This is a genomic window from Rhodococcus sp. PAMC28707 (genome assembly GCF_004795915.1).
In the GTDB taxonomy this organism is placed as follows: domain Bacteria; phylum Actinomycetota; class Actinomycetes; order Mycobacteriales; family Mycobacteriaceae; genus Rhodococcoides.
Genome location: NZ_CP039253.1, coordinates 3,453,278 through 3,475,145, shown reverse-complemented (window position 1 = coordinate 3,475,145; position 21,868 = coordinate 3,453,278). Strand labels below are relative to the sequence as shown.

Genomic DNA, 21,868 nt, shown 5'->3' with positions numbered 1-21,868 from the left:
CTTTCTACGATTCGATACAGCTAGACGACGCCGGACCTGTGCAGTTCCTCGATCGAATCCACACTGCAACCCAACTCCGCGAGGACCTCGTCGGTGTCGGCGCCGTGCGCGCGCCCGGTATGCCGGATGCTGCCGGGACTGTCACCCATGCGCCACATCACGTTCTGCATGCGGACAGGACCCAGATCCTCGTCCTCGACGGTGGTCACCATCTCTATCGCGTTCACCTGGGGATCATCGAGTAGTTCACTCGGTTTGTACACCGGAGCCACCGCAGCACCGGCCTTTTCGAACTCGGCAACGACTTCGTCACGGGTTCGATCTCCGATCCAGCCGCCCACGTATCCGTCGAGTAGATCGGCGTGCGCGGCACGTTCACGCCCCGTCGCGAACCACGGTTCGTCGATAACCTCCGCGTGTCCGACCAACCGCAGTACCCGCTCGGCGATGGAGTTCGCGCTCGTGGAGATGGCGAGCCAGAAACCATCGGAGGTCTTGTAGAGATTTCGCGGTGCATTGTTGCTCGATCGATTGCCCGTGCGTTCGAGATCGATCCCGAGCTGATCCGCGTAGATGATCCCCGGCCCCACCGCCGTCATGATCGGACTCAGCAAGTCCAAGTCGATGACCTGGCCTTTGCCGCCATTGTTCGTTCGATGCAGCAGTGCCATGGATACCGCCGAAGAGCCTGCGATTCCGGCCAGTGAATCGGCCAGGCCGAAGGCCGGCAACGTCGGCGGCCCGTCGGCAGGACCGGTCAAGTGCGCGAATCCGCTCATCGATTCGACGAGAGTTCCGAATGCAGGCCGCTTCGCGTAGGGCCCGGTCTGGCCGAAACCTGTCACGCGCAACAGAATCAAACCTGGGTTGTCTGCCGACAACACGTCGTAGCCGAGTCCCCAGCGCTCCAACGTGCCAGGCCGGAAGTTCTCGACCACGACGTCGGCCTCGGCGGCAAGACGGCGAAAGATCTCTGCACCTTTCTCCTCACCCAGGTTCAACGTCATGGTGCGCTTGTTTCGGCTCACCATCGTCCACCAGAGCGGGTGACCGTCCTTGTCCAACCCGTGCCCGCGCATGCCGTCGGGCCGGGTCGGATGTTCGATCTTGACGACCTCGGCACCGAAGTCGCCGAGGATCTGCGCCACCAAGGGGCCGGCGAGAATCGTGGAGATGTCGAGGACTTTGATGCCCTCGAGTGGGCCGGTCACTTGTACGGGCGATGCAGGTAGCGACCGGCCGGGCTGCCGGATACCGAGCCGTCGGCCAGCACACGCTGTCCCCGGACGAAGGTGTCGGTCACCTTCGCTCCCAGCTCGAAGCCCTCGAACGGGGTGTACTCCTGAGTCGACTCCGAATCTTCCGGACGCACGGTCCACGTGTGATCCGGGTCCACCAGTGCGATGTCCGCATCCATGCCGACAGCGATATCGCCCTTACCCGGAAGTCCGTAGCGCGAAGCTGGATTGAGCGAAGTGAGCTCGGCGATGCGACGCCAGCTGAGTCCACGCTTACGGCCTTCGGAGACCAAACCTGGGAGCAGGTACTCGGCACCACCGAATCCGGATTTCGCGGCGAAGATGTCGCCACGATCCTCGGCGAACTTCTTCTCGTCCTTGCAGCATGCATGATCGCTGACTACCCAGTCGATGTCACCGGCGAGCAGATGCTCCCACAGTGCTTCGACGTCGTCTCGGGGGCGAAGTGGCGGGTTGACCTTACCGCCGAGTCCGTAGGCGGTCTCGATATCGGCCAGCAGGTGCCCGATGGTGACCTCACGACGGAAGTTGACGTGCGGGAACGCTTTCGCCATCCGCATCGCGGCCGTCATTGCCTTACGCGAGGACAGGTGCAGCAAGTTGATGTTCGGCAACTGTGTCTCGTCTGCCAGGAACGCCGCGATGGTGACCGCAAGTCCCTCGGAATGTGGCGGGCGGGACGCACTGTAGGCGGCGAGGCCCTGCAGGGTTCCTTCTTCTTCGACGATCTTGGTGTAGGCACTCATGATCTCGGCGGTCTCACAGTGCAGCGACAGCGAGATGTGCTCGGCCTTGTCGCCCAACTGTTCGCGGGCGGCCTGGATTCCACGCATGACGAATTCGAAATGCGCCAGGTCGTAACGCTCGCCTTCCGGCGTCATCAGGAACTCGCTCTGATCGACGCTGCGCCCGTGCAAGCCATGGCTGCCGTAGAACATGAAGATTTTGAACGAGGTCACGCCGTGGTCGGCGATGAGCGACGGGATCTCCGCGATGTGCTCCTTCGACATCGGCGCCAGGTGATACGCGTAGTCGACGTACGGGCGCCCCTCGGTTGCTTCGAGGACCTTCGGAAACACGTCCGCATAGGACCCACCGGTGTTCATGTAGTACTGCCCGGTGCGCATGTAGGACAACGACGTCGTGACGCCGCCCTGCACGCAGGCTCGAGACTCGGTTTCGGCGTCTTCACCGAGCGGGTTGTAAATTCCCCAATGCTGGTGTGCATCGACCACTCCGGGGAAGGCGATCTTGCCTGCAGCATCGATCACGGTGTCCGCCGCGTCGGCAGAAATCCCGGCCTCGATTCGAGTGAACTTGCCGTCTTCGATGAGCAGGTCGAGGAGCTCACCGTCTTCGGGGGCATCCGAGCCTGGACGGACTACACGTGCATTGGTGATCAACGTAGACATCTGGTGGATCCTTTCGAAATGGGGAGAAAATCAGATGTAGCCGGCAGCGAGGTATGCCAGGCCGAGAGCAGGTAGCAATCCGTTACCCGCAAGGTAGCCGGCGGCACCGTGACCGGAAATTCCCATCGCCGCACCGCCCGACGCGAACAGCCCGTCGATAGGCGTGCCCGACGGCCGCAGCACCCGAGCGTTCTCGTCGACGACGAGTCCACCTTGGGTGTGGAACAACGCTGGCACGATCTTGATCGCTGCATACGGCGCCGCCAGCGTGTGCTCGAAAGAGGTGCGACCGTATGGATCTGCGACTATGCCCCGGGCAACGCTGTCGAGAGTGGAAAGTTCGTCCACGACTGCGTCCGACGGTAGGCCCGTCGCCTCGGCAAGCTCCGCGGCGCCGTCCGCCCAGACGAGCGCACCGGACTCTACAGTCTGCCGAAAGTCTTTGAAGGACAAACACTTGTCATAGATCGAGTGGTCGATGATAATCCAACCCTCGGAGTGTGGTCGGGCAGCGAGGGCAGCCGCGTACTCGGAGTAGCCGGTGGTCTCGTCGCCGAACCGTCGGCCTTCCAGATCGAGCACGACACCACCGTGCATCACCGTTGCCCAACCGACGAGTGTTCCGGCCTTCTTCGACAGCGCTGCATGCCCTTGGTAGGAGTCGAGGAACTTCGATTCGGCACCAAGGCGTGCACCGATACTCAGCGCATCGCCCACCGAATATTCGCTACCGTGATATCGAGCCGCCGCAATCTCCGGAACGTAATCTGCAACGAGATCGGGGTCGGCACCGTAACCATTGGTGGCCAACAGCACAGCCTTCGTCGGTATCGATTCGGTGCTGCCGTCGGGCAGTGCGATCACCACACCGTCGACTCTGCCTTCGACATCGACCGTGACCTCGGTGAGCCGAGCCGGCACCAACAGATCGATCCTCGGCTCGTCGGCGACTGCGCGGACGAGATGATCGACGATCGCGGTACCGTGACGGCCCTCGACTGTGTGGCAACGCAATTGCGAGTGACCTGGATAGGAAAAGTCGGTGACGAGCTCCAGCGGCATCTTCAGGTAGTCGGCCAACCATTCCACCAGTTGCGCGCTGACATTCGCCAAGGCGTGAGCAAGGCGTTCGTCGGCCGTACCCTTGGTTTTACGGAGGATGTCGTCGACGAATTGTCCTGGCGAATCGTCGATCCCGGACTCACGCTGCCATCGCGATCCGGCCCCTGGAATCATGGCCGTCGACATCGCGGTGTTGTTGCCGCGCTTGAAGTGCTCGCTCGCCTCGACGACCAAGACATCGAGCCCACGTTGGGCGGCCCGAAGCGCAGCGACGAGACCGCCGCCCGCTCCTGCCACGACGAGGTCGGGTCCGTTCTCGCTCATGCCTGCGTTACCCATCTCGACTGCAGCCCCAGGAGTTGGAGCGCAATCGCGGTCGGGTCGACGACCAGTGGTCGCGCGGGGGGATCAGCCAGTTCCACCGCCGAGCAGGCGTTGATGGCGACGTCGCAGGTCATCGATGCCGCACGCTCGGTCACCGCGCGGCCCCAGGCCTGTGAGTCGGCGATATCGGCGACATCGAGGCCGAGGACTTTCGTCGGATCGGCAATTATGTCGTAGGACGCCAGTCGAGAGTCCAATTCTGCTGCGATGGCACCGTTTCGAGCCAGTGCGCCGACGTGCAATCCCTGTGAGAGGAAGAACGAAGCTGTCAATCGCGACAATCCATACAGCGGACGTGCGAACGAATCCGCTTCTTCCGCACATGGATCGAGAACGCAGTCTGGTAGAAACCCGTCGAATCCGGTCGGATCGACTGTCCGAAATGCCTCTGCAAGAACCTTTTCCGATGCTCGGATCTCTTCCTCGGTGTCGAGTGCCGAAGGTGCAACTGCACCGATGTTTCGTAGTTCGACGGACACTGTCTCGGGTGCGAGCTGATCGTAGCGTTCCTGTCGACGACGCAGTTCTGTGTCGTCGACATCGATGGGGGTGAATGCCAAGAGGCGCATGTGGGCGTAACTCCTAAATTCCGAGGTAGGCGGCCTTGACGCGATCGTCGTGAGCAAGCTCGGATCCCGTGCCTGTGAGCACGATCGAGCCGCTCTCGATCACGTAGGCGCGATCGGAGATGTCGAGCGCTTGTGCAGCGTTCTGTTCGACGATGAGCACTGTCACACCGGTATCGCGGATACGCACAATTGCGTCCAAAACCTGAGCGGCCAGTTTAGGGGCCAACCCCACCGATGGTTCGTCGAGCGTGAGAAGCCGAGGCTTCGCCATCAACGCACGACCGATGGCAAGCATCTGTTGCTGTCCGCCGGACATGGTGGCGGCGAGCTGATCACGACGCTCGGCGAGGATGGGAAACAGATCGTATACCTGGTCCAGGGACTCCTTGACCGTAGTGCGCTTCTGTGTGTACGCACCCATTTCGAGATTCTCGAAGACCGGCAGGGCACCGAACAGTGCACGGTCCTGTGCGACATGGACCAAGCCCGCCTTGACGATCCGGTCGGCTCGCATCCCGTGAATAGGGACCCCGTCCAACATGATTCGGCCGCCGGTCGGTGAGACCAGTCCGGACAATGCTCGCAAGGTCGTCGTCTTGCCTGCACCGTTCGCGCCGATGAGCGAAACGATCTCGTTCTTTGCGATGGACATATCCAGTCCATGCAGAATTTCCAAACGCCGATATCCGGCGTGCAAGTTGTCGATCTCGAGCATCATGCCGTCTTCTCCTCACCGAGATATGCCTCGACGACGCGGCTGTCCTCGATGACCGTGCGTGGATCCCCCGAGGTCAACACCGCACCTTCGTGCATGACGACGAGGCGCTCGGAAAGCGCCATGACAGCCGCCATGATGTGTTCGACGAACAACACGGTCTGGCCCTCGTCGTGCAGGGTGCGCAGCAACTCGATCATCGGGGCCCGCTCGGCTGGTACCAATCCGGCGAGTACCTCGTCGAGCAGCACGACACGTGGCTCCATAGCCAGCGCGCGTGCCAGCTCGAGCCGTTTGAGACCGGCGGTGGACATGGTCGACACTGTGCCGCCGACCTGGTCCGAAAGCTGCACTCGATCGAGTACCTCGAGTGCATGTCGGCGCGCGTCCTTACGCGATCGACGCTTGCTCAGCGCTGCGACGGTGACGTTCTCGAGCACCGACATCGATTCGAACGGTCGCATGAGCTGGAAAGTCCGAACTAGTCCGCTGCGTGCGATCTTGTTGGCAGGCCAACCGGTGATGTCTTTGCCGTCGAAAACGATTCGCCCCTCGGTGGGCGGTTGCTCACCGGACAGAAGTGAGAACAGTGTGGTCTTGCCCGCACCGTTGGGGCCGATGATGCCCAGAAATTCGTGCTCGGAAACGTCGAGGGTGACGTTTCGTACGGCATGAATCCCGGAGAAGGATTTACTCAGACCTTCGATGCTCAGCAGGCTCATCGAAACCACCTCTCACGGATAGTGCCGAAGATCCCCTTGGGGAGGAATATGACGATCAGGATCAAGATCACCGAGTACACCGCTACGTCTAGACCGATTGCACCATCGAGAAATCCGAGAAATCCCGGCGGGTTGCGCAGGAGTTCGTTGATGATCTCCGACAGTGGCCCGATCACTGCGGCGCCGAGGACCGGGCCCCAGATGGTGCCGATCCCACCGATGACGGCGGGAACGATGGCTTCAACCGATACCGCGGATCCGAAGGCCTGTTCCGGACCGACGAAAAAGTAGTACTGCGTGTAGTACACGCCGGCGACCGCGATCAGTGCACAGCTGGACGCGACCGCGATGAGGCGGTATTTCATCGTATCGATGCCAAGTGACGCGGCTGCGGTCTCGTCGTCGCGCACCGCTTGGACGAACTGGCCGGCTCGGGAACGCACGTAGAAGATAGTGCCGAGCACGGCAAGCGCGAGAATCACCAATGGGATCCAGATGTAGTTGGGACTTCCTTTCTCGAACTGCAGCATCCACCACGAATCACGTGGTAGAAGCGGCACATTGAATCCTTCGGTCTTGTGGAAGACCTCCAGGTTCTGCACCAGCAACAGGAACATCTGAGCAAAGGCGAAGGTAGCCAACGCGAAATAGGAACCGGCAAGCCGGTAGCGCAGACACAGATAGGCGAGCAGCGTTCCGACCGAGGCCGAGATCACCGCGGCGACCGCCATCGAGATCCAGGGCGAGATTCCATAGTCCACCAGCAGGTAGGCCCCGGTGTACGCACCGATACCGAAGAACGCGGCGTGGCCGAAGCTGAACATCCCGCCGAAGCCGCTCATGATGTTCCACGCCACTGCCATGAGGGCGAAGATCAGCGTCCGAACGGCAACGGTCTGAGCTTGCTCACCGAGAATCAGTGGCAACGCAGCTACGACGACGAAGCCGATGACGAGCGTGATGAGCTGCCGTTTCAGCCAGGTGTCTTTCAGTCGAGAATCTTCTGGCACCGATGTCGGTGCTGTCACAGTGTCGGTCATCGGCGGGCTCCGTACAATCCTTCGGGCTTGAGAAACAGGACGAGGATGAACACCGCGAACACCAGAATGAGTGATCCGGTACCGGGGAGGAAGAGAGCTCCGACCGTCTGCACCAGGCCGATCACCAAACCGCCGATCACGGCACCGACAACGCTTCCGAGACCACCGAGCACGACGATGACGAATGCGAGGATGGTGAACTGCTCTCCCACCGACGGGGTGAGACTGGTGAACGGGGTCATCAATCCCCCGGCGACGGCGACACATGCCGCACCGATGCCGAAGGTCAGGGCGTAGACGCGGCCGATGTCGACTCCGACGAGTTTGGCTCCTTCGGAGTTCGACGCCACTGCGCGAATGGACAGCCCGAGCGGGGTGCGCTTGAGCACGGCAGTCAATGCGACGGCGACGAGAGCGGCTCCGATGAAGGCCAGAACCCGCGGCCACGACGCCACGGCTCCGAGGATCGAGACCGAACCGTCGATCGGGGCTTGAACCGATTTGGGCCTTCCCCCGAAGATCATCAGCAAGACGTTGATGATGAGCAGGGACAGACCGAGCGTGACCAGTAGTGGACCGTCGTGGCTGCCGCTGATCGTCAGCTTCGTCAACAGCGTTGCCTGCACGATCATGCCGAACACGAACATCAGCGGCACCGCGATGACGGTGGCGAGATACACCGGTAGCCCGGCGGTGGACAGCGCATACACGATGTACATCGCCATCGTCAGCATCGCGCCCTGGGCGAAGTTCACGATGCCCAAGACTCCGAAAATCAGTGTCAGACCGACCGAGATCAGCGCGTACACGCCGCCGAGAAGCAATCCTGAAACCAGCGACTGGGTCACCAGTCCTTGATCTTTGCCGCCCACCAGATAAATGACGGCCATGATCACCACCACGACGGTCGCCACGCCCACCGCGGGGTTCATCCCCGACAGCGTGCGCCGCTTGACCGGTGCCGTCGCAGTTGCTGCGTCGGTCACTGCCCGGCCCCGACTGGGAATTCGATTGCGTCCGTGGCGAATTCCGCGGGGAAGACCTGCGCTACTGCACCATCGCGGACCTGCATGACGATGACCGTTGCGTTCTTGTTCTGACCGGTCTCGTCGAACTCGATGGGTCCGTCGAACGCGAGCAGTGGATCTTCGATGGAGACACCGGAAATGGCGTCGCGCAGAGCCTCTGGATCGGTGTCCTTGCCGTCCTCGAGACCTGCAGCGATGACCTCGACGGCCTGGTAGGACAGCATTGCTGCGGTCTCCATCGGGCGGCCGAACTGCTGCTGGAAGCGGCCTCGAATCTCGTTGGTGCGCTCGCTCGTCGCGTCGAAGTGGTAATTGGCGCTGAGCACGCCCTCACCGGCAGCTCCGGCCGCCGCAGGGAAGGAGCTGTCGTCGAACGCGCCGTTGGCAATTCCGTAGACGCCCTTGACCTTCAAGTTCAGCTGCTGCACCGCTTTGGCGATGAGGAGACCATCCGGGTAGTAACCGGTGGCGACGATGACGTCGGGGTTACTGACGGCTGCTTCCCGAACCTGAGTGGTTGCGTCGGAGAAGTTCGTTGCGGGATAGGTGATTTCCTGCACCGAGGAGATGCCCTGGTTGGCAGCTTCCGCTTCGAATGCGTTGAAGACGCTGTCTCCGAACGATCCTTCGATGTGCAGGTAGGACACCTTGTCGATGGACTGTCCGGTCTGCTGTCCGATCGCCGCCAATGCCTTGGCGCCGTCGGTTCCCATGCTGGACGCGTTGGGCTGCATACGGAACGAGTACTGATAGCCCTGATCGAGAATCTTGTCGTCCACGGCGACATCGATGACGAGCGGCACGCGGGACCGTTCGGCTACCGAGGCGACATTCTGCGTGACGTCGCTCTGATAGGTGCCGACCAGTGCGACGGCACCCTCGTCGATCAATCGCTGCGCCTCACTCTGCCCGACCTCGGCCTTGCCCTGACTGTCACCGGAGACTAGCTCCAACTGACGGCCTTCGAGTGAGGAGATTCCGCCGGCGGCGTTGATATCGGCAACCGCCAATGCGGCGCCGTCGTTCATCAATCCACCGACCCCCGCGAGGGCACCGGTGGTGGGATGAACGGAGCCGATCTTGATGGAACCCGAGTCGTCGGACCCCGAAGAGGATCCACACGCTGCTGCACCCATTACCGCGACGGCTGTCAGCACGCCTACAAGCTTCTTCATTGTCTGCCTTTCGCGCCCACGAGGCGTCGAGTCGAACCGTCTCTCACTGCGTCAAGCGTTCCGCTCAGCGCACCAGGGAATCGGTGATCTATTCGCGTAAAACCGAGTATGGCACGCATCACGTCCATAGAACAGCATCTTTGATGAAATTCTTGTTACGCGTACGGTTCGCTCAGCGGAACGCTAGAGTCGACTCTCTTTGGAGAACTACATTTTCCCCCTAATTCCGGAAGGATGGCCGAATGGTCACGCCGCCCAGCTCCACCTCACTGGCCGAAACATCCACCGGCACAGAGTCAGCAGATCGTGTGGCAGATGTGCTCCTCGCATTCGCACAGTCCGATCGCGCGCTCGGAGTATCCGAGATCGCCCGACGCCTGCACCTGAGCAAGGCCGTCGTGCATCGGATTCTGCAGTCGCTGGCCTCACGCTCGATCGTGCAGCCGATGGCCGGCGAATCGACGTACTCGCTCGGCCCGGCTGCAATAGGCCTCGGCACGAAGGCATGGAGCCAACTCGACGTCCGATCGATCGCCGCCCCGGTGCTTCGGACACTGCGCGCGGAAACCCGTGAGACGGCGACCCTGTCCGTTCTCGTCGGCCACCGGCGCGTCTATCTCGATCAGTACGAAAGTCCGCAGGAAGTGAAGATGGTTGTCGAGATCGGTCCCCAGTTCCCGCTGCACTCAGGGGCATCGAGCCGCGCAATCCTCGCCTTCCTGCCGGACCACTTCGCCGTCGAAGCACTCGAGGAGCTTCAGGGAACCACTCCCGACGTCGACGCTGTGTCCTTTCGTGAGCGTCTCGCCGAGATCCGCGACATCGGATACGCGACATCGATCAACGAACGAAACACTGGCGCGGCCTCCATCGCTGCGCCGTTCTTCGACGCGTCCAATCATGTTCTGGGCTCGGTCAGTTCCTCCGGCCCGGCTTTCCGCTATGCCTCGACCGCGGACGAGAAACATGCCATCCATGCCCGCCAGGTGGTCACCGCAGCTCGGTCGATCACCCAGATCCTGGAAGCTCGTGCTACTCGATGACTCGCACAGATTCTCGCTCGTTCCTCTATGTCCCCGCAATCAAGCCCGCACTCTTCGACAAAGCTGTCCGCGGTGACACCGATGCCGTCATCATCGACCTCGAAGATGCGGTGCCCCTGTCCCAGAAGGCAAGTGCACGAGAAGCCGTCAGCGACTGGTTGATGACGCGCGAGCCTTCGGGCACCGAGATATGGGTCCGGATCACTCCCGAATTTCTGGCAGAAGACCTCGACGCGGCCGCTCAGTCCGGTGTCGCGGGCATAATGATCGCCAAATGCTCGACCGCCACGCTGGCCCGCGCGGATGCGCTCCTCACCGAACTCGAGTCGACACGCATGATGGAACCCCTCGCCGTGATCGGGCTATTAGAAACTGCCGACGCCTTACGCTCCATTGCTGCGATGGCCGAATACGCGCGTGTTCGCACCTTCGGAATCGGCGAGGTGGACCTGCTCGCCGACCTGCGCATCGCGCGCACCCCGGAAACCGAAGCCGTGATCGACACCATCCGCATGCAGGTCGTCATAGGTTGCGCTGCAGCGTCTCTGGCCGCTCCCGTTGCCCCGACTTCGACAGACTTCCGCGACCTTGACGGCTTCGTGACCACCACCCAGCACTTCGTGAACATGGGCTTCCGCGCCCGAACAGCACTGCACCCGAGCCAGGTTCCCATCATCAACGCGGCCTTGACGCCGTCGGACGAAACAATCGCCTCGGCCCGCCGATTGGTGGAACTGTACGAACTGTCCGATGGCGGTCCGACTGTGGACGACCATGGCCGCTTCGTCGACGAAGCCGTGATGCGCGGGGCGCGGGAAGTCCTGGCTCGGGCGTAGTCACTACCGAGTGGCAGTACCGATTCTCCTCAGCGGGGCGAGCAGGGTGCCGATGTCCGTCAGATCGGGCAGTCCATGGCACCGCTCGGCCAGCTGGGCCACATCCGATTCGGACATGAACGGTCCGGCGTTCGCACGGAACTTCGCCGAGACCTCCTCGAAGGACAGTGGTCGCTCGGGGCCACCTCGGGTGGTGAGGACTTCCTCGACCACCGTGGTTCCATCCGTCAACGTCGCGGTCAGCACTGCCGGGAACTGGTGCGGGAAGATGGCGTCGCAGCGAGCATCCGGAACCACATCGACCTTGGCCATCAACGCTCGGCGGTCCTCGGCATTGGCCAGTTCGTCCGAATAGTCTTCCAACGCTGCACCGAGCCCGCCGCCGCCGAACATGCCCACTGCAAGTGCGTACGGCCCACTGAACTGCGCCATGTATCCGGTCGTCGGTGTGCGTTTGACCTCGATCGGCTCACCGATGGTTCGCAGGTTCGCCGCGGGCACGCCGAGAACCAACTTCTCCACATCGGACGGTGCGATGCCGCGATTGCGGAGCGCAGCACCCGCGTCGACCGCAGCATGGGTGAAGTGATTCGCCGGGTAAGGCTTGAAGAAGATGTTGGGCACAGCCCATTCCGTTCCGAGGCCGTCGACGATCTCCGACGCCCGGCCCGGTTGATGCAGCCACGCTTCGAAGAAGCCGAATCGGCCTTCGAGCACGGTCGGCGGGCCGGTGATGCCGTGACGCGCAAGTCCCGCAGCAGCCAATGCCGAATGTGCTGCCCACCCGCAGTGCATGCGCTTGACGGTGCCGCCGGTGCGGTTCGCCTCGATGATTCCCGACGCCATCGACGCAGCGATTCCGAGAGTGTCGACGATCGTTGCTTCCGATGCGCCGCCGATGACGGCAGCTGCTACCGCTCCACCCATGGCGCCGCAGATCGACGTCGCGTGCTGACCGTGTTCGAAGAACACCGAGTTCTGGGTCTCGGGGTCGAAACCTGCCATCCCGATCCGGACACAGACTTCCAAGCCGATCGCTATGCCACGAACCAACGTTCGCCCGTCGGCGCCGTGTTGCTGGGCCGCGGCCAAGGCTGCAGGTACGACGGTGGCGCTCGGGTGCAGGATCGAGGGCAGGTGGGTGTCGTCGAAGTCGAGAGAATGTGCCAGCACGCCGTTGACGAATGCAGCCATCGGTCCCGGGAGCGCAGCCTCGACGCCTACCGCGAAAGCCTTTGCCGCTCCGCCTTGCTCGGTTGCCCAGGCTATTGCGGCGCGGCTGGTATCGAGATCGGTTGCCGCAATGGCGATACCCAACGTGTCGAGTACGCGCATTCCGACGCTGTCCACGACTGCGTCGGGCAGGTCCTCGAACGTGGTCGCGGCTGCAAAGCGCGCCAGGTGCTGGGCAAGAGTGGTATCGGTCATGAGTTGGTCACGGCCAACGGTCGAACCGGGGAGCCTGTCGCACCGAAGATATTGAGCGGGACCAGCACGAAAGTGAACTCGTACTGCTTCTTCGTGGACAGTTCTTCGAGGTCGAGCGCTTCGATGATGTAGATCCCGCTCTCTACGAGAAGAACTCGGTGGGCAGGAAGAAGTGCGTGCCCACCACCTGGCGCGAGCTGTTCGAACGCGATCGTGTCGGCACCTGCGGCATGCACCTTCTTGGATGCGAGCCACTGCGCGCCTGCTTCGCTGACGCCGGGAACTCCCGAAGGACCCCCAACGTAGGGTTGCCCCTCGTCGAACAATTGACCCCAACCGCTGCGGATCAGTACGACGTCCCCCTCGGACACCGCTACGCCCTCCGCGCTCGCGGCCGCTTCCAAGTCGGCAACGGTGATCTCGTAACCGCCTTCACAGCGGTCGATTCCGAGCACCGATGGAATGTCCAGTAGGACGCCGCGCCTCACCATCGGTGCAATGGTATGAACCCCGTGCTCGACATATTTTCCACCGATGCAGGACTGGCCTGCATCGGCGCCGCCGTGCAATTTGCCGTCGTGTGAGACATGCGCAAGCGCGTCGATGTGGGTGCCGACGTGCGTGCCGGTCGTGATCATGTCGTTGGCAGCGCTACCGCCGTCCGATCGCGTCATGTCGCCGTGACGGCGAGGCAACGTATGCCAGAACTGTGGGTGATTGGGCGATTGCGGCATTCCCACGCGCAATTGCCGACCCAGGTCGACGATCTGTACCCCGGCTTCAACTGCCTGGAGAAGTTGATCGGACATTGCGTATGTCTCCTTCGCTCGCAACATGAACGGTTCATGAGTCGTGCCGTTCCGCTCAACGAAACGACGCATTGAGGGTGGCTGCAGTGCCTCACAGGCTAGCATTGCTGGACTTTCAATCTCCGTTCATTGACCACACGAATCAAAATTCATACAGTCGACCGATGACGACCGACTCTATGTTCCTTTCAGCGGAACGTTCGACAGCATCACTGGCAAGGATCGTGTGCGAACTGCGCGACGGGGACATCCCACCCGAACTCACCGAGCGCGCTCGGTCGATCCTGCTCGATCTGCTCGGCGTCACCATTGCCGGCGCGCGCACGAACGAGCTGCGAGCATTGTCGGCCACCTGGCGACTGGAAGAAGGAAAAACCCGCACTCTGGGAAGCAGAATCGCAACTACGATCTCCGCCGCCGCCGAACTCGACGCAATAGCAGCGTGCTGCCTCGAACTCGACGAGGGCAACAAGTACGCCGCAGGGCACCCGGCCGCCCACGTGGTTCCCGCTGCCATAGCCGCGACCCGGCTGTCTTCGACGCCCGTCGACGGTCACACATTTCTCGCGGCGATCGTCGCAGGCTACGAGGTCGCGGCAAGATTCGGCCACGCACTCACCCGGGACTCGCGATGGCACACGCACGGCCATTGGGGTGCGACGGGAGCAGCTGCCGCTGCCGCATCCATCTGGGGCGCCGACGTCGACCGAGTCGCCGCCGCGATCGACTCATCGGCGGCGTTGATCCACGTATCTCCCTGGGGCGTCGTGTTGGAGGGAAACTTTGCTCGAAACCTCTGGATCGCAGGCGCAGTTCGTGCCGGACTCGATGCCGCACGGCTGTCCGAGGCTGCGCTGGTAGACAACTCGGGGGCGCTTGTGCACTCTCTCGGAGACATCGTCGGCACCCTCGACTACCCCCGCCTCACCGAAGACCTCGGCACGCGCTGGCTCACCATGGAGGGTTACGCGAAACAACACGCAAGCTGTTCCTACACCCATGCCGCCATCGACACCGTGCAGAGCCTGCGGGCCCATGCACCATGGAACGCCGAAGACGTCGAACAGGTTCGGGTACGGACACATTCACTGGCAGCACCACTATTCCAACGTCATCCCACAACACGGCTCGGTGCGATGTTCTCCCTACCGTTCGCGGTCGCAGCCGCATTCGTCACAGACAGAATCGACACCGAAGCCCTCGACCCCGCCGGGCCGGTGTTCACTATCGCCGAAGAATTCAGCAATCGAGTTGACGTAACCGCAGCAACAGAATTGGACGAGCTGCTGCCCGGACGTCGAGCCGCCGAGGTCACGGTCGTCCTACGCAGCGGAGAGAAAATATCCGCGATGACACCGAATCCGGTCGGCGACGTCGACCATTTTCCGATGGACCACGCCGCGATCGAGGCAAAGATCGCGCGCCTCATCGGCGAAGACACCGCCGGGAAGCTCGCGACTCTGATCGATCTGTTGCCGCACACCAGTGATGTCGAACTGCTCCTCGACACACTGCAGTGAGGCCTCGGAATGTGACGCTCTTCGCTGTAGCGCTGACGAACACATGACTTACGCCGGCGCGGAGGTCACCGTCACGAATCTGCTCACATCTGCACACTCCGGACTTACGATGGAATTCGTTCCCCACGAACAAGTTGCCGGCGGGAAGGTGTTTTCGCGTGAACGAAGCAACTCTGGCCGAGATCGGCAGCGACGCTCAGCGCTGGTGGGCACGTGCAGTCTTCGTGTTCTTCGTCGGTGCAGCTGCTGCGCCCGTACTTCTGGCCGGTGCGTTCGGTACCGTCGCTTTGCTCGTCGTCGGAACTGGCGGAGTCGTGATCACAGTGGCAGCGTTGTACTGGTTCCTCACCCGCCGCGGCACGCTCAGATGGATATCGATGGCAGTGGCAATCGCCGCACCCATCGTCGTCCTCGTACTGTTCATCCGCGCCCACCTACTGTGGGTTGTACTGCTCTCCTGCGCATGTGCGCTGTTGGCTGTCGTCTGCGCCCGCGCCGCGCTGCGAAGCCGAACTGCGGATAGGTCGATGCCCGAATATTCGGCCTCACCGTCCCACCATCCGTTCGTGATCATGAATCCTCATTCTGGAGGTGGAAAGGTTGCAAAATTCGGCCTGAAGCACAAAGCCGAGGAATTGGGTGCCGAGGTCGTACTGCTCGACGGTCCGGACCTGGTCGACGTCGTCGCGCTTGCCAGGCAAGCAGTGCTGGACGGGGCGGATCTACTGGGAGTCGCAGGCGGTGACGGCACTCAGGCACTGGTCGCTGCGGTGGCGGCCGAAAACGACCTGCCGTTTCTCGTGATCAGCGCCGGAACCCGTAACCACTTTGCAATGGATCTCGGACTCGATCGCGACGATCCGACCCGGTCCCTCGATGCTCTGAGCGACGGTGTCGAGCTACGTGTGGACCTCGGCACGATCAACGGTCGCCCCTTCGTCAACAACGCCTCGTTCGGGGTCTACGCAGAGATCGTACGCAGGCCCGACTACCGCGACGACAAGACTGCCACCATGCTCGAAGTATTCCCCGATCTACTCACCGGGCATGCCGGACCTCGGTTGGAAGCACAGATCGGAGACTCTGTGATGACGGAGCCGCAGGCGGTACTGGTGAGCAACAATGCGTACGGCGCCGGCGATCTGGCAGGCCTGAGCCGCCGCAGCCGTCTCGACCGAGGCGTACTCGGCGCCATCACGGTGTCGGTGGCGAATACTCGACAGGCCGTCGGGCTGTTGCGCCGCACGCGTACTAGTGGTCTGACTCAGCAGACGGCCTCCGAGGTTGTCGTCCGGGCTGATGCCCCGGATATCCCCGTGGGAGTCGATGGTGAATCTCTTGTGCTGCGCACACCTGTGCGATGCTCAATCGAGCCGAAAGCTCTACGGGTGCGTGTTCCTCGAAACAGACCCGGAGTACGCACGGCGGCGCCGACCTTCGACTGGGTTCAGTTGCGGCGGCTGGCGTTCCGCTCACATAGCGCGCCCGGATCGACTACTCCAAATTGATTCTCGGCGGATCATCTTCAACGGATCGATCCTGAAAAGCCGTGACAGCGGATTCGAGTGTGGGATAGAAATGCGACGAGTCGAACCTCTCGCCGACGCCGAACCGGATGAGCCGGTCTTTGATCGGACCCTTCATTTCGGCGAATGCCAGGCGAATGCCGTTGCTGTGGAGATAGATATCGAGGTCGACGAGTTCGTCGACCGCGGTGGTGTCGAGACCGGTGATCGGCTCCGCGGCCACAACCACCCACTCGACGGTGCTCGGCGCGGCGGCGACCACGGAACGCACGTACGAGTCGAAGATCTCGCCGTTGGCGAAAAACAGGGCTGCATCGAATCGCACCAAGACAAGACCCGGAAAGCGGTGGCCACCAGGGTGGCGTTCGAGGTCGTGGAATCCCGGGCGGTCGGCTACCTGGACGAGTTCGGTCCGGTATGGCTGCCATGCCCTGGCAACTACAGCTACGAAGGACAACCCGATCGCAACAAGGATTCCCTGGAGCACGCCCACCAGAGCGACTCCGAGGAATGCCGCGATCGCCAGAGCGAACTCGACGGCACTCATGCGCCACATCCGAACCATGCCGCTTACATCCACGAGCGCGGTAGCCGCGACGATCACCACTGCGCCAAGTGTCGCATCGGGTAGGTATGCAGTGACTCCGGGTGCGAGGAGAACGAAGATCAGAACCGCGAGCGCTCCGACGACACAAGCCAACTGCGTTCGCGCGCCGCTCTGTTCGGCGACGGGCGTCCGAGAGCCGCTCGCAGAGATGGGGAACCCACCGAACAGTCCACCAGCGATGTTGGCTATGCCCACCGCCTTCATCTCCGTGCTGCCGTTCACGTCTTCGCCGTGACGCGCAGCAAACGTACGTGAGAGCACCCCGGTGTCTGCAAATGCGATCAGTGCTATCCCGGCTGCGGGACCGACGAGGCTGCCCACGTCCCCCCAATCGACACCACCGAACGAAGGCAACGGAAGACCTGCAGGCAAGGCACCCACCATCCCGATGTCTTCGTCGAGGCCGAGTGCCGCGGAAACGATCATGGCGCCGACCACAGCCACGAGTACGCCAGGAATACGGGGCACCCAGATACGAAACACGACGATGACGGCGAGGGAGCCGACGCCCACCGCCGCGGCAACCGGGTCGACGTCTCCCGCCACCAAGGACTGTCCTATCGCCCCGATCTCCCTGATGAGGCCGGTGGCGTCGACCGAGAACCCCAGCATTTTGGGCAGTTGTCCGACCACGACGATGAGCGCGATTGCATTGAGATACCCGAGTCGGATGGGTTTCGAGAGCAGTTCGGTTACGAAACCCAGGCGCAGGAACCCGCCCACCAAAAGAATCAGACCGACCAAAACGCCCAGAATGCCCGCGAGAGCCAGCGCGCTCTCCGGATCGTCGGCTACCGCCAGCGGCAGAACTGCCACTGCAATGAGTGGGGCAAGCGACGAGTCCGGGCCGAGCACAAGAATTTTCGACGGCCCGACCACGGCGTAGGTGAGGAGCGGAACGATCGTGGCGTACAGGCCCGCGTAGGCAGGAAGCCCCGCAGCCTCCGCATATCCCATGCCTGCGGGGATAAGCAGGGCGGTGAGGACGAGGCCCGCTATGGCGTCCGAACGTAGCCACTCGCGGCGGTATGTCCGCACCGTAGCGATCCCTGGTAGCCGCGCCAAGCTCGCTGCTCCGTACATTCGAGTCAACGCCCGTGGTCCGCGCGTGCACGTTCGGGATCTACTGTGACGCTTACAGGCAGCGCTTCGGGTCGCACCCTTTCCCGTTCGATCGAATGTACGACCCCGGAATCCAGCGCAGTGGCTGCCGGGGTTGCTAGTACGCAACCCAGTCCGGGCGCGGATTCGCACTCGAGATCCCGTCTGCACGCCTTCTTCACGAGCAGGGCAACGAAATTCCGATTCCGACACTCATCGAAGCGTTTGTGCTCGATGCGCACCGCGCCTTCGATCACGCCCGCCGAAACGAACGGATGGCCGGCTATCAACCGCACGATGACCTGTTCGATCTGCAGTCTTTCGTCGTCACCGGTCATGAAGTCATCGTCTGCCTTCGGGTAGCATGCGTCAAGATTCGACGCCCGGGGAACCCTCCTCGCTTACGGCAACGACGATGACAACCGTACCTCGTCACAAGGCGTAGCGGTGGGTCAGTGTAGGAAATTCATCGTGTGCGAACACGTGAGCAGATTGCTACGCTTCGATTTTCGGATGCAGTTCGAAGACGGCGTCGATTTCTCGCGATCTCCGACCTCGCGTTCACTCGTACCATGAAGCACCTGCCCCCGCCTGCCCTGTGAACGTCGTCGGCGCAGGATGACCACCAGCCACGACATCATGCTCGACGGCAGTAGTGATGGCAGCCGCGTCCGCCGCAGGTACGACAGCGATGACGCATCCGCCGAAGCCACCGCCGGTCATCCGCGCGCCGAGTGCCCCGTGACGAACCGCAGATTCGACGATGAGATCGATGTTAAGCGTGGTGATCTCGAAGTCGTCCCGCATCGAGGCATGCGACTGCGTCATCAATTCACCGACTCGTCGAAAATCTCCGGTAGTCAATGCTTCTGCACAATCGAGAACTCGTTGGTTCTCGCTCAGGACGTGTCGGACTCGGCAGCGGTCGGTCGGATCGTCGATACGGTCCAGAACCCCTTCTCGGCCTTGCACATCCCGCAAGGATTCGACGCCCAACACTGCGGCCGCCCGCGTACACGATTCGCGGCGCGACGCATATTCCCCGGTGGAATGATGATGTGCCGCATTGGAGTTGATTACCAGCAAGCTGAGCCCATGACTGGCGAGATCAAAGACCACCGGACTGACGGAGAAGTCCTCGAAATCGATGAGCAGTGCTCGATCGACTTCACCGTGGAGGGACGCCAACTGGTCCATCAATCCGGTGGGGGCCCCGACGAACTCGTTCTCCGCGCGTTGCGCGACAAGGGCTACTTCGAGCAGATCCAGATCCGTCCCGGTGGCGGCAGTGATGGCAAGTAGCACAGCACATTCCAACGCAGCGGAAGAAGACAGCCCAGCACCGATCGGCACATCACTCGTCACCGACATCGTGCCACCGACTACCGGGTGCCCTGCCGCCCGTAGCGCCCACACCACTCCTGCAGGGTAGGAGGACCATCCATCGACCTCACCGGGTTGCACGTGCACCGCGAAAGTGGACCCGATGCTCTCCCGAGTACTGCGCACGGTGATGACATCGGAGCCATCCGGCTCGAATCGGACCGTGGTGCGCTCTTCGAGGGCAATCGGCATTGCGAAGCCCTGGTTGTAGTCGGTGTGCTCACCGATCAGATTGATCCGCCCGGGCGCCCGCGCCACCACTACGTTCACGAAGCCAACCCCTTCAATCGATCCGCCATCTGTTCCGGAGTGACATCTGTGATGAAGGCATCCATTGCCGATTCCGACCCAGCCAGAAACTTGAGCTTGTTCGCAGCTCTTCGCACCGACATCAATTCGATATGGAAGTACCCACGTTGCTGACCACGGTCGGACCGGAACTGATGCAGTGCTGAAATGTATGGCAGCGGAGTTCGATACATTCGATCGAATCTGCCGAGCACATCGAGATAGACGGCAGTGAGATCTTCCAATTCATCCCCCGACAGCTCTGTCAGGTTGTGCACGTGTCTGTTCGGGAAAATATGCACTTCCACTGGCCATCGCGCTGCGAACGGAACGAACGCCGTGAAGTGCTCGGTTTCGACAATGACCCTTGCGCCATCGTCGAGTTCGCGAGCGAGTATGTCGGCAAACAGATTTGCGTCCGAGTTCGCCTCCGCGAAAAGTTCCGCTTGGCGCAACATCGACGTGCTTCGAGGCGTCAGGTACGGGTAGCCGTAGATTTGCCCGTGCGGATGCGACAGCGTCACGCCGATTTCCTCGCCTCGATTCTCGAAGCAGAAGACCTGTTCGATGCCGTCCAAGTCGAACAATGCTTCGGTACGTCGACGCCACACGTCGACCACCAGTCGAGCGTGCTGGTGACTCAACTCGGCGAACGACGTCGTGTGATCGCTGGAGAAACAAATGACCTCGCACCGGCCGACTCCTGGCGAAACCACCGATCCCGGCACCAGTACCTCAGCCCCATCCCCAGCATGAGACAAGCTCGGAAATCGATTCTCGAACACGACGACGTCGTAGTCCGCCGCAGGCACCTCACTCGAATCACCTCGAGGTGATGGGCACAACGGGCACTGATCTGCCGGCGGCTTGTACGTCCGATCCTGCCTCAGTGCGGCCACCGTAACCCAGTCGCCGGTCTGTCGGTCCAGGCGAACTTCCGACGCTGTGGTCGCGGATCTCGCCGCCAGGGGACGCAGATCCGGTACCGGGTGAGGAGTGTGACCGGGCAGCGAGAAGAACAGAATTTCTCGGCCGTCGGCGAGCACGCTGCTGACGGGCTCCCTGCGCTCGCTCATAACTTCTCCGTCTCGGCCACGAGGATGGTCTCTAGATGTGGTGCAAGCAGAGCGCGGTCGGACGCGCCGAGCCCATCGTCGACGACGAGGGTGTTCACCGCCGAGATCGGTGCGAACACGTTGGTCCCTACCTCGCGGTGTTTGGTGTTGTCGGCAAGTACGAACAGACGCCGACCGGTTGCGATGAGCCTCCGATTGGTCTCTGCTTCAGCAATGTTCGGTGTGGTCAGGCCAGATTCGACGTCGAATCCATGAACGCCCAGATAGACGGCGTCGACACGAAAAGCGGCGAGGGCGGCGTCAGCTATCGGTCCGACGAGCGCGTCCGACGGTGTCCGAGAGCCACCCGTCAAATAGACGATCGGGTTGGGTTCCGAGTGGTGACCTGTCAGCTCCTGAAAGATCGAAATCGAGTTCGTGACAACGGTGATCGATGCCCGGCCGCGCAGCAGACGAGCAAGTTCGAGTGTTGTCGTCCCAGCACTGACGGCGATCGTCATACCGTCCTCGACCGTATCGACTGCAGCCCGCCCGATGGCGACCTTTTCGGCATGTTGACGGGCGGCTTTGGCCGTCGAGAGTGGTTCCTCTCCGCGATTGTTTCTGGCGATCGCGCCACCGTGGACCTTCCGCAGAAGTTCCCGCTCGTCGAGAACGTCGAGATCGCGTCGGATCGTCATCTCGGAGACATCGAGCAGTTCGGCGAAATCGACCACTTTCACTGCACCGTCGCTGCGAAGCGCAGCGAGAATCTTGGCGTGCCGCTCGGCTGCTAGCATCCGCACCTACCTCTGGATCGGGTGAAACGAACATTACCAAACATTACTTCTTGAAATATCCACTCTTGATGTAAGTAATTGTTTAGACCTGTTACTTTGTGTTCAG

General features: G+C 61.9%; 20 protein-coding genes. 4 read left to right on the top strand and 16 right to left on the bottom strand.

Translation table 11 applies throughout. The features are described from left to right. Positions 1-20 precede the first annotated feature (20 nt). From E5720_RS15970 to E5720_RS15930, 9 genes are read right to left on the bottom strand one after another with little or no spacing between them, the layout of a single operon-like run. Positions 21-1,211 carry a CoA transferase gene (locus E5720_RS15970; RefSeq protein WP_136171457.1) on the bottom strand — a complete coding sequence of 397 codons (1,191 nt, stop codon included), beginning with the start codon at positions 1,209-1,211 and terminating at the stop codon, positions 21-23. Then, positions 1,208-2,671: a dihydroorotase family protein gene (locus E5720_RS15965; RefSeq protein WP_136171456.1), complete on the bottom strand. Its 1,464-nt coding sequence runs from the start codon at positions 2,669-2,671 to the stop codon at positions 1,208-1,210. The genes E5720_RS15970 and E5720_RS15965 overlap by 4 nt, the downstream gene beginning before the upstream one ends. Positions 2,672-2,701: 30 nt before the next feature. Beyond that, positions 2,702-4,057 (bottom strand): FAD-binding protein, encoded by a 1,356-nt coding sequence (locus E5720_RS15960; protein WP_136171455.1) that lies wholly within the window; start codon positions 4,055-4,057, stop codon positions 2,702-2,704. Then, positions 4,054-4,686: a hydantoin racemase gene (locus tag E5720_RS15955; protein ID WP_136171454.1), complete on the bottom strand. Its 633-nt coding sequence runs from the start codon at positions 4,684-4,686 to the stop codon at positions 4,054-4,056. Before E5720_RS15955 ends, E5720_RS15960 begins: the two co-directional genes overlap by 4 nt. Before the next feature lie 13 nt (positions 4,687-4,699). Continuing rightward, positions 4,700-5,404 carry an ABC transporter ATP-binding protein gene (locus E5720_RS15950; RefSeq protein WP_210729884.1) on the bottom strand — a complete coding sequence of 235 codons (705 nt, stop codon included), beginning with the start codon at positions 5,402-5,404 and terminating at the stop codon, positions 4,700-4,702. After that, positions 5,401-6,123, bottom strand: a complete 723-nt coding sequence (locus tag E5720_RS15945; protein ID WP_136171453.1) for an ABC transporter ATP-binding protein — start codon at positions 6,121-6,123, stop codon at positions 5,401-5,403. Before E5720_RS15945 ends, E5720_RS15950 begins: the two co-directional genes overlap by 4 nt. Continuing rightward, positions 6,120-7,163: a branched-chain amino acid ABC transporter permease gene (locus E5720_RS15940; RefSeq protein ID WP_136171452.1), complete on the bottom strand. Its 1,044-nt coding sequence runs from the start codon at positions 7,161-7,163 to the stop codon at positions 6,120-6,122. Before E5720_RS15940 ends, E5720_RS15945 begins: the two co-directional genes overlap by 4 nt. Beyond that, positions 7,160-8,149 carry a branched-chain amino acid ABC transporter permease gene (locus E5720_RS15935; protein WP_136171451.1) on the bottom strand — a complete coding sequence of 330 codons (990 nt, stop codon included), beginning with the start codon at positions 8,147-8,149 and terminating at the stop codon, positions 7,160-7,162. The genes E5720_RS15940 and E5720_RS15935 overlap by 4 nt, the downstream gene beginning before the upstream one ends. Next, positions 8,146-9,366 carry an ABC transporter substrate-binding protein gene (locus E5720_RS15930; protein WP_136171450.1) on the bottom strand — a complete coding sequence of 407 codons (1,221 nt, stop codon included), beginning with the start codon at positions 9,364-9,366 and terminating at the stop codon, positions 8,146-8,148. The genes E5720_RS15935 and E5720_RS15930 overlap by 4 nt, the downstream gene beginning before the upstream one ends. A gap of 242 nt (positions 9,367-9,608) precedes the next feature. Between E5720_RS15930 and E5720_RS15925 the strand changes: the two genes are divergently transcribed. Both E5720_RS15925 and E5720_RS15920 read left to right on the top strand, forming a co-directional pair. Beyond that, the gene (locus E5720_RS15925) at positions 9,609-10,409 is read left to right on the top strand and encodes an IclR family transcriptional regulator (RefSeq protein ID WP_136171449.1); all 801 of its coding nucleotides are present in this window, start codon (positions 9,609-9,611) and stop codon (positions 10,407-10,409) included. Then, positions 10,406-11,245 (top strand): CoA ester lyase, encoded by an 840-nt coding sequence (locus E5720_RS15920; RefSeq protein WP_136171448.1) that lies wholly within the window; start codon positions 10,406-10,408, stop codon positions 11,243-11,245. The genes E5720_RS15925 and E5720_RS15920 overlap by 4 nt, the downstream gene beginning before the upstream one ends. Positions 11,246-11,248: 3 nt before the next feature. On the opposite strand, the gene E5720_RS15915 is transcribed toward E5720_RS15920, so the two are convergent. Beyond that, the gene (locus tag E5720_RS15915; RefSeq protein ID WP_136171447.1) at positions 11,249-12,673 is read right to left on the bottom strand and encodes an MmgE/PrpD family protein; all 1,425 of its coding nucleotides are present in this window, start codon (positions 12,671-12,673) and stop codon (positions 11,249-11,251) included. Further along, on the bottom strand, positions 12,670-13,482 hold the full coding sequence (locus E5720_RS15910; RefSeq protein WP_136171446.1) for a cyclase family protein: 813 nt from the start codon (positions 13,480-13,482) through the stop codon (positions 12,670-12,672). Before E5720_RS15910 ends, E5720_RS15915 begins: the two co-directional genes overlap by 4 nt. A gap of 164 nt (positions 13,483-13,646) precedes the next feature. Between E5720_RS15910 and E5720_RS15905 the strand changes: the two genes are divergently transcribed. Together E5720_RS15905 and E5720_RS15900 are read left to right on the top strand one after the other, a co-directional pair. Further along, positions 13,647-15,002 carry an MmgE/PrpD family protein gene (locus E5720_RS15905; RefSeq protein ID WP_136171445.1) on the top strand — a complete coding sequence of 452 codons (1,356 nt, stop codon included), beginning with the start codon at positions 13,647-13,649 and terminating at the stop codon, positions 15,000-15,002. 173 nt (positions 15,003-15,175) lie between these two features. Next, positions 15,176-16,510, top strand: coding sequence for a diacylglycerol kinase family protein (locus tag E5720_RS15900; RefSeq protein WP_247596341.1), 1,335 nt, complete (start codon positions 15,176-15,178; stop codon positions 16,508-16,510). On the opposite strand, the gene E5720_RS15895 is transcribed toward E5720_RS15900, so the two are convergent. The 5 genes from E5720_RS15895 to E5720_RS15875 form a co-directional block, all read right to left on the bottom strand. Continuing rightward, the gene (locus E5720_RS15895) at positions 16,497-18,218 is read right to left on the bottom strand and encodes a SulP family inorganic anion transporter (RefSeq protein ID WP_136172742.1); all 1,722 of its coding nucleotides are present in this window, start codon (positions 18,216-18,218) and stop codon (positions 16,497-16,499) included. The genes E5720_RS15900 and E5720_RS15895 overlap by 14 nt on opposite strands. Positions 18,219-18,223: 5 nt before the next feature. Then, positions 18,224-18,574: a hypothetical protein gene (locus E5720_RS22060; protein ID WP_247595990.1), complete on the bottom strand. Its 351-nt coding sequence runs from the start codon at positions 18,572-18,574 to the stop codon at positions 18,224-18,226. A gap of 223 nt (positions 18,575-18,797) precedes the next feature. Further along, positions 18,798-19,889, bottom strand: coding sequence for a galactokinase (locus E5720_RS15885; RefSeq protein ID WP_136171443.1), 1,092 nt, complete (start codon positions 19,887-19,889; stop codon positions 18,798-18,800). Then, entirely contained in the window at positions 19,886-20,983 is a 1,098-nt protein-coding gene (gene galT / locus E5720_RS15880) for a galactose-1-phosphate uridylyltransferase (RefSeq protein ID WP_136171442.1), read from the bottom strand. Before galT ends, E5720_RS15885 begins: the two co-directional genes overlap by 4 nt. Continuing rightward, positions 20,980-21,762, bottom strand: a complete 783-nt coding sequence (locus E5720_RS15875; RefSeq protein WP_136171441.1) for a DeoR/GlpR family DNA-binding transcription regulator — start codon at positions 21,760-21,762, stop codon at positions 20,980-20,982. Before E5720_RS15875 ends, galT begins: the two co-directional genes overlap by 4 nt. Positions 21,763-21,868: the final 106 nt, after the last annotated feature.